The sequence below is a fragment of the Methanosarcina thermophila TM-1 genome, assembly GCF_000969885.1.
In the GTDB taxonomy this organism is placed as follows: domain Archaea; phylum Halobacteriota; class Methanosarcinia; order Methanosarcinales; family Methanosarcinaceae; genus Methanosarcina; species Methanosarcina thermophila.
Genome location: NZ_CP009501.1, coordinates 264618 through 279400 on the forward strand (window position 1 = coordinate 264618; position 14783 = coordinate 279400).

Genomic DNA, 14783 nt, shown 5'->3' on the forward strand with positions numbered 1-14783 from the left:
CTATCATTCCACCGAAAAATCCCGATTTTGTAACTTACTCGAAAAACGTCTTTATCCCTGTAACCAATATATGCAGGAACCGCTGCGGGTACTGCGGCTTTCGGCGGGAACCCGGGCAACCGGACGCCAGGCTCATGAAACCTGAAGAAATTCTTCCCATACTTGAGAATGGGGTAAAGGCGGGGTGCACTGAAGCCCTTTTCACCTTTGGCGAGCTTCCAGAAGAGGTGCCGGAGTATAGAAGGTGGCTAAAAGAACTTGGCTATTCTTCTACTCTTGAATACCTTCTCTTTCTCTGTGAAGCTGCGATCGATATTGGAATTCTTCCTCATACGAATGCGGGTATCATGACGCGCTCAGAGCTTAAGGCTCTAAAGCCTTTGAATGCAAGCATGGGGTTGATGCTTGAGAGCACGGCAGCTCTCGATGCACATAAAGACTGCCCTGGCAAACTTCCCGAACTCAGGCTTGAAACTATCCGGGAAGCCGGAAAGCTCAGAATCCCTTATACTACCGGCATTCTTGTAGGGATCGGGGAGAGAAGAGAAGACAGAATTGAGTCGCTTGAGGCTATTGCAGGTCTTCACAGGGAATACGGGCATATCCAGGAGGTTATTATCCAGAATTTTACCCCAAAATCCGGAACACATATGGAAAACTTTCCAGAACCTGCAGTAGAGGAAATGGTTGATACTATATGCCTTGCCAGGCAGATCCTTCCTCCTGACGTGGCAGTGCAGGTTGCCCCAAACCTTATAGACCCTAAGGCTCTTATCGCAAAAGGGGTTAGTGACCTTGGAGGTATATCCCCACTGACAATTGACTGGATTAATCCTGAAGCCGAATGGCCGGATGTAAAGGACTTGAAAATGAAACTCGAACCAGTTCAGCTCAGGGAACGCCTGCCGATTTACCCCCAGTATGTGAAAAGAGGGTGGTATTCAGACAGGTTAAGCGGGCTGATAGCACAGCTTTCGGACTCGGAGGGTTACAGGAAACAGCCCTGAAAAGGGCATGCGGAGAATTAGAAAAATGAACAGTAAAATTCCCGAAGACCTTATAGAACGCGTATATCAGGGGAAGAGCACAAAAGAAGACGGGCTTCTACTCCTTGAGGTACCTCCTTTCGAGCTCTTCAGGTTTGCGGATGAACTCCGCTCCCTTACGGCAGGGGATACGGTTACTTACGTCGTAAACAGAAATATTAACTTTACCAGCCGCTGTGTGGGAACCTGCGGGTTCTGCGCATTTAGGACGAATAACGGCAAAGTTCTGACCCTTGAAGAAATAATGGAAAAAGTAAGGGAGGCGGCACAGGCAAATGCTACTGAAGTCTGCATCCAGGGAGGACTTCTGCCTGACGCTGGTATTGACTTTTATCTCGGGATTGTAGAAGCCATAAAAGCCGAATTCCCTGATATGCATATCCATTCCTTTTCACCGATGGAGGTTTACCATGCTTCCCGTGTCAGCGGAATTTCTGTAAAAGAAGCCCTGCTACAACTTAAAAAAAGCGGGCTTGACACCATGCCCGGCACGGCAGCTGAAATTCTTTCGGACAGGGTAAGGGAGATTATCTGCCCTTCAAAAATCAAAACCTCGGAATGGATAGAGGTGGTTACCCAGGCACATGCCGCGGGCATTCCTACGACTGCAACGATGATGTATGGGCATGTTGAAACCCTTGAAGAAAGAATAGAACATATATTGATCGTCAGGGAAATCCAGAAAGAAACAGGCGGAATTACGGAATTTGTACCCCTACCTTTTATGCCTTATAACAATCCTGTAGGGGAGAAATTAATGAGAGAAGGTAGATACGCCACGCCTGGTCTTGAGGATCTTAAGAATTATGCTGTTTCCCGTATTCTTCTCCACGGGTATGTAGACAATATTCAGGCAAGCTGGGTGAAGTTAGGGAAAAAACTTGCGCAGTTTGCTCTTCATTGTGGGGTTAACGATCTTGGGGGTACCCTTATGGAGGAAAGTATTTCAAGGTCTGCAGGAGCCTCTAATGGAGAAGCGATATCTGTAGAAGAACTCGAGTGGATGATTTATGGAGCTGGGAGAGTTCCAAAAGAAAGAACCACTCTGTACGGAAGAGTGAATGAGCTGATTTCGGGAAATCCGAGGCGATCAGGGTTCAGAGTCTCAGAGTGAACCTATCTAGGGATAGATATATCAGATAAACAGGAATGATCGGGATGTACATGAGAAAGCAGGCAGCAATTCCTGAGGATGTCCTTGAGAGGATATATCAGGGAAACTGCACAAAAGAGGATGCACTTCTCCTGCTTGAAGGAAGCCCATTCGAGTTATTCGAACTTGCCGATAGCCTTCGGGCCAGTACCACAGGTGATATTGTTAGTTATATCACGAACAGAAATATTTATATTACAAATAAATGCGCAGGAAATTGCGGATTTTGCGCTTACAGGACAGAAAAAGGGTATATACTGAGCGTGGAAGAAATCCTGAAAAAGGTGAGTGAAGCCTGGAAAGCCGGAGTTGTTGAGGTTTGCATCCAGGGAGGGTATATTCCGGAAATCGATATGGAATTCTACCTGGAGATTGTAGAGTCAATAAAAGCTGAATATCCAGAACTCTGTATTCATGCCTTTTCCCCTATGGAAATACACTACGCGTCAGAAATCTCAGGCATGTCCGTAAAAGAGGCTCTTCGTAAGCTTAAAAAAAGCGGGCTTGATTCCCTTACCGGAACTTCAGCTGAAATTCTTTCCGACAGGGTGAGAAATATAATCTGTCCCGAAAAAATCAGTGCACAGCAGTGGATCGATATTATAAAGACCGCACATAAAACCGGAATTTCTACAAATGCAACTATTATGTACGGACATGTTGAAACAATCGAAGAGCGTCTTGATCATGTTTTTACTATCCGCGAAATACAGAAAGAGACCGGTGGATTTTCAGAGTTTATCCCAATGTCCTTTTTGCCCTATAATAACAGGATAGGGGAGAAGATGCTAGCATCTGGAAAATTCGCAAGCACAGGGCTTGAAGACTTGCAGCTCATTGCCATTTCTCGCGTAATCCTGCACACCTACATAAATAATATTCAGGCAACCTGGGTTAAACTCGGGAAAAAGCTTGCTCAGTTTGCCCTCGAATGCGGAGCTAATGATCTAGGAGGCACGCTTATGGAAGACCAGATTTCAACCGCATCTGGAGGGAATCACGGAGAATACATGTCTCCTGCCGAGTTCGAATGGATGATAAAAGGGGCAGGAAAGATCCCTGTACAGAGAGATACCCTTTACCGGAAAGTGGAACCAGGTTTCCCGAATAGAGCAGGCTCATTGCCAGCTTGCGGAAAGGCAAAGATAAGCAGTAAAGAGTAACTACTCTAGCCTACAGCGTTAGAGGCTTGAATTCAGTTTAGACAGAATTGTAGCCCCCAATTTCCAATTCGGTCTCTTCCATGTGATTTGACTATATCAAATAAATCAGAGCCGCTGAGATTCCTGCAAGCTGAACTAACAGAAAAATCAATGAACTTTTTCGGGCTGCAGGGGTTTAATTATCTAAATTTCAATAAATTATGTTTAATATTCATGTATTTATGTTCCAATCATATTTTCAGGAGTTCCGATGAAAGCTGTAATCCCCTATAAAAAAGCCGGTGCAAAATCCAGATTATCGCCTGTCCTGAGTCTGGAAGAAAGAGAAGAACTTGTGGAACTGATGTTGAATCAGGTAATAGATACCCTTAAGGAAGCCGGAATAGAGACAATTGATATTCTCAGTCCTTCGATGTATGGACTTGAGAACATGACGAAAGCCACTGTGATTCTGGATAGAAATGATCTCAATGAGGCTCTTAACTTGTATCTGGAGCAGGCTGAAGAGCCGGTTATGATTGTTATGGCTGATCTTCCTCTTCTGTCTCCAGATCATGTTAAAGGGATAATTTCAACTGAAGGAGACGTTTGCATCGTCCCGGGAAAAGGTGGAGGCACAAATGTATTGTTTATCAAAAATCCTTCTGATTACAGGGTCAGGTACTACGGTTCGAGTTTCCTGACTCATTGTTCGATTGCAGAAGAAGCAGGGCAGAATGTTGAGATTTACGACTCTTTCCTTGCAGGTATAGATATAGATGAGCCTGAAGACCTGGTAGAACTGCTTATACATGGAAGCGGGGCTTCGAAAGAGTATATTAGCAAAAAATTCAGGCTTGAGATTAGCAGAGGAAGAGTAAGGCTGGCTCCAATATGAGATTAGCAGGGGCAGTTCTCAAATAATTGGAAAAGCAGAAAGGTTATATGAAATTTGAAATAAACTGTTATGGGGTAAATAACCTGACTAGCTTTAATTTGGAAATCTTGTATTGAAATCTTATATTAAAAATTTCCATTGAAACCTTATATTAAAAACTTAGAAACCTTATATTAAAAACTTAGAAACCTTATATTAAAAACTTTATATTACGAATCTTTATATTAGAATCTTTATGTTCAAACTTTATGCTCAAATTTTGTATTCAAATCTTATATTAGAAAAGTTACGCTAGGACTAAAAAACTACGTATCGAATTTTTCAACCTGGCTTCAGATCAAAAGTTATAAATATAATTTACTATTTGGTTTGAAATTGAATAATATGGAAACAAACTAATAGTCTGAGCTTTAAGCATTCAGGTAAGTGACCTGCAAACAAATCTAGCTTGTCTTCCAGAAGTGTGTATTTATATGTAGGAAAAAACTTTGACACTCGGAAGTTAAAAGTCGGAAGTTAAAAATGTTCAGATATGGTAGTTTTAATCAACAAAAAATATATGGTAGAGGACTGCTATTACTGCCTTAAAATTACCATGATTTGCCAAACTGCCTAACATGCCATAAATTGCCTTATTTGCCTTTAAAAGTTACAGGTGAGCTGGTGAGCTTCAAGATAAACCGATATAAATGTGGATATTGTGGTGCCTGTGTGGGAGTCTGCCCTAAGGGAGCACTCGAACTTATAGAGACATGGGTTGAAGTAGATGAAAGCACGTGTATTGCATGCGGAATATGCGATCGCATCTGCCCTGTAGGAGCAATTGAGGTAATGAAATGAAGGACAGATATGATGTTTTAGTAATAGGAGCAGGTCCTGCAGGTTCCATTGCTGCGAGAAACGCAGCTGAAAAAGGGCTTGATGTACTTCTAATTGAGAAACGCCAGGAGATAGGCGATCCTGTACGCTGTGCTGAAGGCGTGAACAAAGAATGTCTCAAGAAGCATGTGGAAATTGACAAAAGGTGGATTTGCGCGGACCTTAAAGCTTCTCACATCTACTCCCCAGATGGTACAAGGATAGTGATGGCAGAAGAAATCTCTGGTGGAGAAGTAGGCTATGTCCTTGAGAGAAAAGTGTTTGACAGGGCACTTGCAGAGCAGGCTGCCCGTGCGGGGGCTGAAGTAAGAGTAAAAACCCGAGCAATTGACCTCATAATCGAGGATGGTTTCGTCAGGGGAGCCAAACTAATGCACCTTGGAAAAACATATGATGTGCGTGCCAAGATAGTTATAGGTGCTGACGGAATCGAATCAAAGGTAGGTCGATGGGCAGGCATCGATACTTCCCTGAAGCCCATAGACATAGAAACCTGTGCCCAGTATTTGATAGCCGGAGTGGATATAGCCCAGGACTATTGCGAGTTTTATGTAGGAAACGAGATTGCACCGGGCGGTTATATATGGATCTTTCCTAAGGGCGAAGGCAAAGCCAATGTAGGGATTGGTATCCTCGGAAGCAGGGCAGGAAAATTCAAGCCAAGACCTGTAGATTACCTTAACAGCTTTGTGGAAAAGAAATTTCCCAATGCTAGAATTATTGAGATGGTTTATGGAGGAGTTCCGGTATCAGGCAGCATTGAGAAAACGTCGACTAATGGTCTCATGCTAATCGGAGACGCTGCCCGTCAATCCGACCCGATCACAGGCGGCGGAATTCTGAACGCTATGGAAGCAGGGAAGCTTGCAGGAGAAGCTGCGTATGCGGCTATTTCCTCAGGGGACGTTTCCCTCCAGAAACTTGAAGAGGTTTATGAGAAGCGCTGGAGGGCAACCATAGGGCATGATATTGACATGAGCCTCATAGTAAAGAATTGCTTTATCAACCTGAGTGACGATGACCTGAACTCTCTTGCCCGTTCCCTGAAAGATGTAAAATTTGAAAGAATGAGCCTTCTCGATTTATTACAGGCTCTCTTTAAAGCCAATAAAAAACTACTCTGGGACCTTCGAGTCCTTTTCAAGGACGCTGCAAAAGAAGTAGCAAAAAATAAAATATAACGCCCGGAAACCCGGGCATTTTCTGTTTTTATATTTTTCCTTTAATTTTCCTCAAAGGGTTTCCTGTAATATCACTTTTTCCAGAATTCAGGAGTGAAGAGTAAAATTACAGTATAAACTTCAAGCCTGCCAATCCACATATTCGAAATCAGGACTAATTTCCCTAGAGGGGGGATAGAATCAAAACTGCTCATAGGGCCTACGATATTCATGCCTGGTCCTACATTACCAAGCGTAGCTATGGACGCAGTAAACGAGGATATTATGTCCATGCCCAGGACCGAGAGAATAAGGGTGCTTGAGACAAAGATAAGTAGATAAATGACAACAAATGAAACTATGGAATTGACAATCTCCTCGGGCACGTTTTTACTGTTTAATTTAACGCCTTTTATGGCTCTTGGATGAAGGGCCTTAAAGAGTTCCATTCTACTGTGCTTGAGAAGGATAAGAACGCGTACAACCTTGATGCCTCCGCCTGTAGAGCCGGCACAGCCTCCAATAAACCCAACTATAATAAGTATCATTTTCGCAGAATCAGACCAGAGATTGAAATCCGTTGTCACGAGCCCGGTAGTTGTCATGACTGAGATTACATGAAAGATTGCAAGTCGGAATGAATCTGAAAGGTTTGTACCAAAATCTCGCCAGAGCAGGAAGGTGAGAAGCCCGCTTGCAGCAAGGATCAGGGCAGTATAAAACTGGAATTCTTCATCTTTAAGAAGGGTATTTTTGTCTACAAATATTGCTCGGTAGTAAAGGGCAAAGTTTGCACCGGCAGCGAAAGTGAATAACGCTGTTATATACTCTACAAGGGGGCTGTTAAAAGCTCCAACACTCAGTCTGTAATTGGAGAAACCTCCACAGGACACTGTAGAAAACATAAGATTAAGTGAATCATATAGGGAGACTCCTGCAAGCATAAGGACGATAACCTGCAGGAAAGAAATTACAAAGTAAATTGTCCAGAGAATTCTTGCGGTTTCCCTTACCCTGGGCTTCAACTTATCCTCGGTGGGTCCGGGCATCTCAGCGCGGAAAAGCTGGCGGCCTGCAACCCCTAGCTTGGGCAGGATAGCAATGAAAAGCACGATAATACCCATGCCCCCAAGCCACATAATCATGCCTCTCCAGAAGAGAATGCTTTTAGGGTGGCTTTCTATATCATTAAGAATTGTTGAGCCTGTAGTGGTAAATCCTGACATGGATTCGAAAAACGCATTTAAAGGAGAGATTCCGTCCATAATAAAAGGAATTGCTCCGAAAACGGCAGCTGCAAGCCAGCCCAGGGCAACGATTGCAAAGCCTTCCTTGCGCATCCATTCCTCTTCGGTCTTATAGGAGAGCAGGAGAAAGCCTGTTAGAGTGGTTACGAGAATTGAAACCAGAAAAGGAGTTAAACTCTCCCCGTAATAATATGCGACTCCGAGAGGGATTATCATGAAAAGCCCCAGGAGCCTGAGCAGACCGCCAAGCACATATAAAAATTCTAAAATTCATGCAGATCCACTGTTTTAGAGCTGTTAGACCCTTTTGGATCGTTTGTATTTACCTGTTCACTTAAAAAACTTCTCCACAGCCGGAACAGCGGAAGATAAAGCAAAGATTATTACCCTGTCTCCTTCCCGAATTACGGTATCTCCTCTAGGTATAATAGTATCATCATTATGGACTACCATTGTAACAAGCGCTCCTTTGGGAAACTTGACCTTATCAAGGGATTTTCCGACTATTTTTGAGCTTCTTGACGCTGTATACTCGATGATTTCGGCCTTTTCGCCTTCAAGAGTGGCAAGTTTTTCAATACCTCTTCCCATTGTAAGCTTCAAAACCTCATTTACTGTTGCTTGCCTGGGACTGACTGCCATATCTATCCCAATCATTTCGAACAAAGGCACGTAATCCGGACGATCAGCCCTTGCTATCACTTTCTTTGCCCCAAGCTGCTTTGCCAGAAGTGAGCACAGTAGATTTTTTTCATCGCTATTCGTAACTGCAAGCACAACGTCCATATCTTCGATATTTTCTTCCCTCAAAAGATTGACATCTGTACCATCCCCGTTTAAAATGAGGGCATTTTCCAGCATTTCAGCCACTTCTATGCAGCGGCTTTTCCTGTACTCGATAATCTTGAGGTCTGCATTCTCATCTTTATCAATCAGTTTAGCAAGATAAAATCCTACAATTCCGCAACCTATAAGGAGAATTCTATTCCTGTGGGGCTCTCCGTTCCCGAAGATACGACCAAGTTCTTCCAGGGCTCTGGGCTTGCCTACAACTACCATACGGTCATTTGCATTAATAGCATCATCCCCATGAGGAATAACTACTTCGTTTTTCCGAAAGATCGCACTTACAATGCAGCAGTCATCAAGCTTGAGATCCTTTATCTGCTGCCCTACAAGCCTGTTGTCTGGATGGATAGCGAATTCCATCATCTGAACTTTTCCCTCGGCAAAAACTTGCGCATCTATAGCTGACGGGCTTGAGAGCACCTCAGCAACCTCGGAAGCAAGCGCAAGCTCAGGACAGATCATGATATCAACTCCAACCTGAGCCCTTGAAGTTACAGGCACATCAATATAATCCGGGTTGCTCACTCTCGCAATTGTCTTTGTTTCTTTCCAACCTGGATGGGACCTTAGTATAAGCTTTGCAGTCATGCAGGCAACGATATTGACCTCATCGACTCCAGTGACAGCGATCAGAATATCCGCATCATGAAGGATACTGGTGAGAATATCAGCGTTTGCGCCATTTCCTTCCAGAACCTGAACATCAAGTTCATCCGCCCTTCGTGCAACCTCCTCATCTTTTTCGACAACAATCACATCATGTGTAAGAGAGAGAAATTTTGCGATATGGTATCCAACTTCGCCTGCACCTATAACTACAGCTTTCATAAGAGTTCCTCAAAAAGGCTTGGTTGCAGATAAATTAACCTGCTTGCTTAAATAATCATGGAAAAAGAAAAAAGTAAATGGTTGGTTTATGATGAGTGTTATTTAGTAATACCATAATAAAGCTTCAGTGGGAAAAGGTGAGATTTTTCCCATAGTGAGATTAAAAGGCAGCTCCATGAAGGTATGATTTTATCTGAAAAATTTTTCAATTTCTGGTGTTGCAGAAGACATAGAAAAGATAACCACTCTATCTTGATTCTCAATTATAAAATCCCCTCTCGGGACTATAGTCTCTTTTCCCCGAACTACCATATTTATGAGAGCTCCTCTTGGGAACTTTACTTTGCTTAACGGTCTCCCGACAATTTTAGAGCTTTCAGAAGCCGTATATTCTATGATTTCTGCTTTTTCGCCTTCAATAGTTGTCAGGGTTTGTATTCCCCTGCCCATTGTAAGCTTCAATACTTCATTTACAGTTGCTTCCCTGGGACTGACTGCCATATCTATGCCGACCATTTCAAAGAGAGGAAGATAATCCGAGCGGTCAGCCCTGGCAATTACTTTCTTTGCCCCAAGCTGTTTTGCAAGCAGAGCGCACAGAAGATTTTTCTCATCACTGTCTGTGACTGCAATAACAACATCCATATCCTCTATATTTTCTTCTTTGAGCAAGTTGAGATCAGTGCCATCCCCATTAAGTATAAGGACACCTTCGAGTGTTTCCGCTACCTCAATGCAGCGGTTCTTCCTGTGCTCAATAATCTTAAGGTCAACATTCTCTTCTTTGCTTATTAACTTAGCCAGATAGAAACCAACAATTCCGCAGCCTATGATAAGAACTCTATTTTTATGATGTACTTCATTTCCGAAAATGCTACTCAGGCTTTCCATAGCTTCAGGCTTACCAACAACCACCACATGGTCATTTGCCTTTATAACATCGCTCCCGTGAGGAATAATTATTTCATGATCCCGAAAAACCGCACTTACAATGCAGCAGTCAGCAAGCTTGAGATCCTGCATCTGCTTTCCTACAAGCTTGCTTTCGGGGCTTATTGCAAACTCGGTCATTCGGACTTTTCCCTCAGCAAACATCTCGGCATCTATTGCGGACGGGCTTGATAGAATTTCAGCGACTTCGGAAGCAAGCGCAAGCTCTGGACAGATCATAAGATCGACTCCAACCTGAGCCCTGGAGGTTACAGGTGAATCTATGTAGTCTGGGTTGCTGACCCTGGCAATGGTTTTAATATCCTTCCATCCGGGCTTGCTTCGGATGACCAGCTTTGCCGTCATGCAGGCAACAATATTAACTTCATCGAGACCGGTCACAGCCACAAGCAGATCCGAATCTTGAAGAAATTTTGAGAGAAGCTCAGCGTTTGCACCGTTTCCCTCTATAGCAAGGACATCAAGTTCGTCTGCCCTTTTTAATGCTTCTTCAGCTTTTTCAATAATTATTACATCGTTTTTGGGGGAAAGGGCTTTTGCAATGTGATAACCTACTTCCCCAGCGCCAATAATTATAATCTTCATAACACACCTTCAGAAAGTCTGTTTTTAACTAACCTGATGTTGTAAAACCTTGCGGTCGAGAAGCAAAAAGCACGGAAAATCAGGATAGGACAAATATAATGAAAAAATGTGTGAAATTATGAGAACATAGACAGGACAAAATTGTAAAACGTGGTCAAATGAATTGTTTTTGATGAAATTAATCAGCGTGTTGACCATCTCTGGAAATTAGATATCTTGCGAATAAATATAGAGACTATATTTCTTGCAAAGCAATTTCAGATTAAAGCTTTAGTAAACTTTTAAAATTGAACAGTTATATATAAATCTTTTTAGATATTTGAAAAATAAATATGAAAGTAAGCGAAATCTGTAAAAGTAAAAGGTGAAAGGGAAGAAGGCAGAAAGAAGAGATAAACGGATAAGAAACTACCTGAAAAAGCTAAAAATACTGAAATCCAGGAATGATAAGCAAAAATTTCACTAAGGATAAGATGTAAGTGTGGAAATAAAAAGAAAAGGATCAAGGAAAAATATAAAAAGGAAGTATATTTGGGATTAAGGAGAAAAGTCTCAGTATTAAGAATTTGATTATTAAGAACCTGAGTATTACGGATCTGATTATTAAATATCTGATTATTAAATATCTGATTATTAAATATCTGATTATTAAATATCTGATTATTAAATATCTGAGTATTAAGAAACCTGAGTGTTAAGAATCTGAATGTTAAGAATCTGAGTGTTAAGAATCTGAGTATTAAGAATCTGAGTATTAAAATTCTTAATACTCAGAATCCCTGTACTAAGGAATCCCAATATTACAGAATTTCGGTTTTTCAGTTTTAAAGAGGAAGATACCTTTAAAAAGATTAAAATATAGCTAAAAGCGCTTTTAACTCTCAAAAGCATCCTTTACTTTCTCAAAAAATCCTTTGCTTTTTTTGGATTTTTCTGTAAATTTATCGTACCTGCCTTTTTCGCCTCCCGGGTTTTTACCACTGCTCAATGCTTCAAACTGGCGAAGAAGTTCTTTCTGTTCGTGGCTGAGATTTGTTGGGGTTTTTATTACAACCCTTACGAGCTGGTCACCTCTCCTGCTTCCATGCAGGTGCTGGATACCCTTTCCTTTAAGCCTGAACACGGAATGGGTCTGAGTCCCTGCAGGAATATTCATCTTGACCTTGCCGTAGAGGGTATCTACCATAATATCAGTCCCGAGCGCAGCCTGAGCAAACGAGATTGGAACCTCGGAGATTACATCGTAGTCTACTCTCTTAAAGATTTTATGCTCCATAACATGAAGCACTACATAGAGATCTCCAGGCGGAGCTCCGGGGTCTCCCGCATCACCTTCTCCACTAAGCCTCAGGCTCATGCCTGAATCAGCTCCTGCAGGTACGTTTACTGTTATTTTTCTCGTATTTCTAACCCTACCTGTGCCACTGCAGACCGGGCACGGAGATTCAATAACTTGACCCTTGCCGCGACAGGTAGAACAGGTGGTAGTGCTTACAAACTGCATGCCCAATCCTGTGCGTGTGGTGCGGATTTGACCTGTACCGCCGCATGTTGGGCAGCGTTTTGGGCTTGTGCCGGGTCTAGCCCCGGTTCCGGAACAGTTAGAGCATCTTTCAGTCCTCGGGACATCAATATCTTTACGGACTCCAAATGCTGCTTCTTCGAAGGTTATATAAAGGTCATACTGGAGATCTGATCCTCTCCTCGGTCCCCTGGGACCCCTTCTGCTTCCGCCGAAAAACATTTCGAAAATATCCCCGAAGCCGCTGAAATCCGCACCCCGGAAGATATCTTCTGCGGTGTACTGTCCATTTATTCCGGCATGTCCGAAACGGTCGTACTGAGCCCGTTTCTCAGGATCTGAAAGCACAGCATAAGCTTCTGAGATCTCTTTGAACTTTTCCTCAGCCCCAGGTTCCTTATTCCTGTCAGGATGATACTTTAATGCAAGTTTTCGATAGGATTTCTTTATATCCTCGGGTGTAGCATCTCTAGACAACCCAAGAATTTCGTAATAATCACGCGTTGTGGCCATCAGGATTCCCTGTCATTTTAAAAAAGATAAAGCTCCGGAGCCTGCAAGTGCAGGTTTCCGGTAAGGCCTGAGAATCTCCAGGCCTGTCTTATTACTTGCTCTTTCTTTATTTACGCTTTTCGTCGTCAACTACCTCATAATCGGCGTCGACGACCGTCTCTTCAGGACCTTTTGCATCTGTGCGTCCTGCTGCTCCACCTGCTGCCTGTTGAGCCTGCTGGGCGGCTTTCTGATACATTGCAGTGGAGATCGGATATATAGCTTCCTGAAGAGCTTCGGTTTTTGCCTTAATCTCTTCGGCGTCCTTACCTTCAAGAGCTTTTTTAAGGTCGTCAATTGCGGCGTTTACCTTTGACTTCTGATCCTCTGTAGCCACATCTCCGGCTTCTTTCAGAGTCTTTTCGGCAGCATTGATCAGGGTTTCGGCATTGTTCCTGGTCTCGACTTCTTCTTTGCGCTTTCTGTCTTCTTCGGCATGCAATTCTGCGTCTTTGATCATGCGCTCGATTTCGGCGTCTGTGAGTCCACCTGGTTTCTGGATGGATATAGACTGTTCCCTGCCGGTTCCAAGATCTTTTGCACTCACATGCAGGATACCATTTGCGTCAATGTCAAAGGTAACTTCGATCTGTGGGACGCCTCTAGGAGCTGGTGGGATGCCGTCAAGGGTAAAACGCCCAAGGGTTTTGTTTTCGGAAGCAATTCCCCTTTCTCCCTGAAGGACATGAATCTCTACCGAGGGCTGATTATCAGCTGCCGTTGAGAATATCTGGCTCTTCCTGGTCGGAATTGTCGTGTTTCTCGGGATCAATGGAGTTGCTATGCCTCCAAGTGTCTCAATTCCAAGGGTGAGTGGAGTGACATCAAGCAGCAGGATATCTTTTACCTCGCCTCCGAGCACACCAGCCTGGATGGCTGCCCCGATTGCAACGGCTTCGTCAGGGTTAATGTTCTTGTAGGGTTTCTTGCCTGTGAAGTTCTCTACAAGCTCCACTACCGCAGGCATCCTTGTAGCGCCTCCGATAAGGATTACTTTGTCGATATCGTTTGGCGTAAGCTTTGCATCGCTGAGAGCCTGGCGCATGGAAACGAGAGTTTTCTCAAGAAGGTCCTCGGTCATCTTCTGGAATTGGGCTCTGGTCAGGTCAATATCAAGGTGCTTTGGTTCCCCATCTGGACCAACTGTAAGGAATGGAAGGTTGATATTGGTACTTGCGACACCAGACAGTTCGATTTTGGCTTTCTCTGCAGCATCGGTTAAGCGCTGGAGTACAGCTCTGTCCTTTGAGAGATCAATTCCCTCAGTCTTTTTGAATTCGGCAAGTAAGTAGTTGACAATGCGCTGGTCGAAGTCGTCTCCTCCGAGATGGGTATCGCCGCTTGTGGCTTTTACCTCAAAGACTCCGCCTCCAATCTCAAGAATGGATACGTCAAAGGTTCCGCCTCCAAGGTCGTAGACAAGAATAGTTTGCTCAACTTCGCCTTTATCAAGTCCATAAGCAAGGGATGCAGCAGTCGGTTCATTGATAATTCTGAGGACTTCAAGACCTGCAATTGTCCCTGCATCCTTTGTAGCCTGCCTCTGGGCGTCATTGAAATAAGCAGGAACTGTAATAACAGCTTGTTTGATTTCTTCTCCAAGATAAGCTTCTGCATCGGCTTTGAGTTTCTGGAGAATCATTGCAGAGATTTCCTGCGGTGTGTATTGCTTTCCCTGAAGGGTCACCTTGTAGTTGGGTTCTCCCATATGCCTCTTAATGGAGTAAACAGTGTTCTCAGGGTTTGAAATAGCCTGTCTCTTTGCGACCTGACCTACAAGTTTCTCCCCTTTTTTGGAAAATCCAACCACTGACGGGGTTGTCCTGGCGCCTTCGGCATTAGGGATCACGACAGCTTCCCCGCCTTCCATTACTGCCATGCATGAGTTAGTAGTACCAAGGTCAATACCCAGTATTTTTCCCATGTTTTATCCTCACTAGATCCTGATTAAATTCTTCACTTAATGATTTA

At 43.4% G+C, this 14783-nt stretch carries 11 protein-coding genes; 6 read left to right on the top strand and 5 right to left on the bottom strand.

The annotated features are described in order from the left end of the window. The first annotated feature begins 5 nt into the window (after nucleotides 1-5). The 6 genes from cofG (at nucleotide 6) to MSTHT_RS01230 (ending at nucleotide 6299) form a co-directional block, all read left to right on the top strand. Nucleotides 6-1007: a 7,8-didemethyl-8-hydroxy-5-deazariboflavin synthase CofG gene (gene cofG, locus MSTHT_RS01205; protein ID WP_048166222.1), complete on the top strand. Its 1002-nt coding sequence runs from the start codon at nucleotides 6-8 to the stop codon at nucleotides 1005-1007. Nucleotides 1008-1032: 25 nt separating this feature from the next. After that, nucleotides 1033-2160, top strand: coding sequence for a 5-amino-6-(D-ribitylamino)uracil--L-tyrosine 4-hydroxyphenyl transferase CofH (gene cofH, locus MSTHT_RS01210; RefSeq protein WP_048166223.1), 1128 nt, complete (start codon nucleotides 1033-1035; stop codon nucleotides 2158-2160). A 44-nt stretch (nucleotides 2161-2204) separates the two neighbouring features. Then, nucleotides 2205-3362: a 5-amino-6-(D-ribitylamino)uracil--L-tyrosine 4-hydroxyphenyl transferase CofH gene (gene cofH, locus MSTHT_RS01215; RefSeq protein WP_048166224.1), complete on the top strand. Its 1158-nt coding sequence runs from the start codon at nucleotides 2205-2207 to the stop codon at nucleotides 3360-3362. A gap of 250 nt (nucleotides 3363-3612) precedes the next feature. After that, nucleotides 3613-4239 (top strand): 2-phospho-L-lactate guanylyltransferase, encoded by a 627-nt coding sequence (cofC, locus tag MSTHT_RS01220; protein WP_048166225.1) that lies wholly within the window; start codon nucleotides 3613-3615, stop codon nucleotides 4237-4239. A gap of 663 nt (nucleotides 4240-4902) precedes the next feature. Then, nucleotides 4903-5079 carry a 4Fe-4S binding protein gene (locus MSTHT_RS01225; RefSeq protein WP_048166226.1) on the top strand — a complete coding sequence of 59 codons (177 nt, stop codon included), beginning with the start codon at nucleotides 4903-4905 and terminating at the stop codon, nucleotides 5077-5079. Further along, nucleotides 5076-6299 carry a digeranylgeranylglycerophospholipid reductase gene (locus MSTHT_RS01230; protein WP_048166227.1) on the top strand — a complete coding sequence of 408 codons (1224 nt, stop codon included), beginning with the start codon at nucleotides 5076-5078 and terminating at the stop codon, nucleotides 6297-6299. Before MSTHT_RS01225 ends, MSTHT_RS01230 begins: the two co-directional genes overlap by 4 nt. 71 nt (nucleotides 6300-6370) lie before the next feature. Here the strand turns inward: MSTHT_RS01230 and MSTHT_RS01235 are convergent, their stop codons facing one another. The 5 genes from MSTHT_RS01235 to dnaK form a co-directional block, all read right to left on the bottom strand. Further along, on the bottom strand, nucleotides 6371-7741 hold the full coding sequence (locus tag MSTHT_RS01235; protein WP_048168280.1) for a TrkH family potassium uptake protein: 1371 nt from the start codon (nucleotides 7739-7741) through the stop codon (nucleotides 6371-6373). A gap of 114 nt (nucleotides 7742-7855) precedes the next feature. Further along, entirely contained in the window at nucleotides 7856-9202 is a 1347-nt protein-coding gene (gene trkA, locus MSTHT_RS01240; protein ID WP_048166228.1) for a Trk system potassium transporter TrkA, read from the bottom strand. A 189-nt stretch (nucleotides 9203-9391) separates the two neighbouring features. Beyond that, entirely contained in the window at nucleotides 9392-10738 is a 1347-nt protein-coding gene (gene trkA, locus MSTHT_RS01245) for a Trk system potassium transporter TrkA (RefSeq protein ID WP_048166229.1), read from the bottom strand. An 874-nt stretch (nucleotides 10739-11612) separates the two neighbouring features. After that, a complete protein-coding gene (gene dnaJ, locus MSTHT_RS01250) occupies nucleotides 11613-12773 on the bottom strand; it encodes a molecular chaperone DnaJ (RefSeq protein WP_048166230.1) in 1161 nt (386 codons plus the stop codon). A gap of 106 nt (nucleotides 12774-12879) precedes the next feature. Beyond that, nucleotides 12880-14736, bottom strand: a complete 1857-nt coding sequence (dnaK, locus tag MSTHT_RS01255) for a molecular chaperone DnaK (protein WP_048166231.1) — start codon at nucleotides 14734-14736, stop codon at nucleotides 12880-12882. Between the last annotated feature and the right edge of the window lie 47 nt (nucleotides 14737-14783).

What these genes read in the sequence shown, in the direction of transcription:
- cofH (WP_048166223.1), top strand. Translation starts at nt 1,033, where the DNA reads ATGAACAGTAAAATTCCCGAAGACCTTATAGAACGCGTATATCAGGGG.
- cofH (WP_048166224.1), top strand. Translation starts at nt 2,205, where the DNA reads ATGTACATGAGAAAGCAGGCAGCAATTCCTGAGGATGTCCTTGAGAGG.
- cofC (WP_048166225.1), top strand. Translation starts at nt 3,613, where the DNA reads ATGAAAGCTGTAATCCCCTATAAAAAAGCCGGTGCAAAATCCAGATTA.
- MSTHT_RS01230 (WP_048166227.1), top strand. Translation starts at nt 5,076, where the DNA reads ATGAAGGACAGATATGATGTTTTAGTAATAGGAGCAGGTCCTGCAGGT.
- MSTHT_RS01235 (WP_048168280.1), bottom strand. Translation starts at nt 7,741, where the DNA reads ATGATAATCCCTCTCGGAGTCGCATATTATTACGGGGAGAGTTTAACT.
- trkA (WP_048166228.1), bottom strand. Translation starts at nt 9,202, where the DNA reads ATGAAAGCTGTAGTTATAGGTGCAGGCGAAGTTGGATACCATATCGCA.
- trkA (WP_048166229.1), bottom strand. Translation starts at nt 10,738, where the DNA reads ATGAAGATTATAATTATTGGCGCTGGGGAAGTAGGTTATCACATTGCA.
- dnaJ (WP_048166230.1), bottom strand. Translation starts at nt 12,773, where the DNA reads ATGGCCACAACGCGTGATTATTACGAAATTCTTGGGTTGTCTAGAGAT.
- dnaK (WP_048166231.1), bottom strand. Translation starts at nt 14,736, where the DNA reads ATGGGAAAAATACTGGGTATTGACCTTGGTACTACTAACTCATGCATG.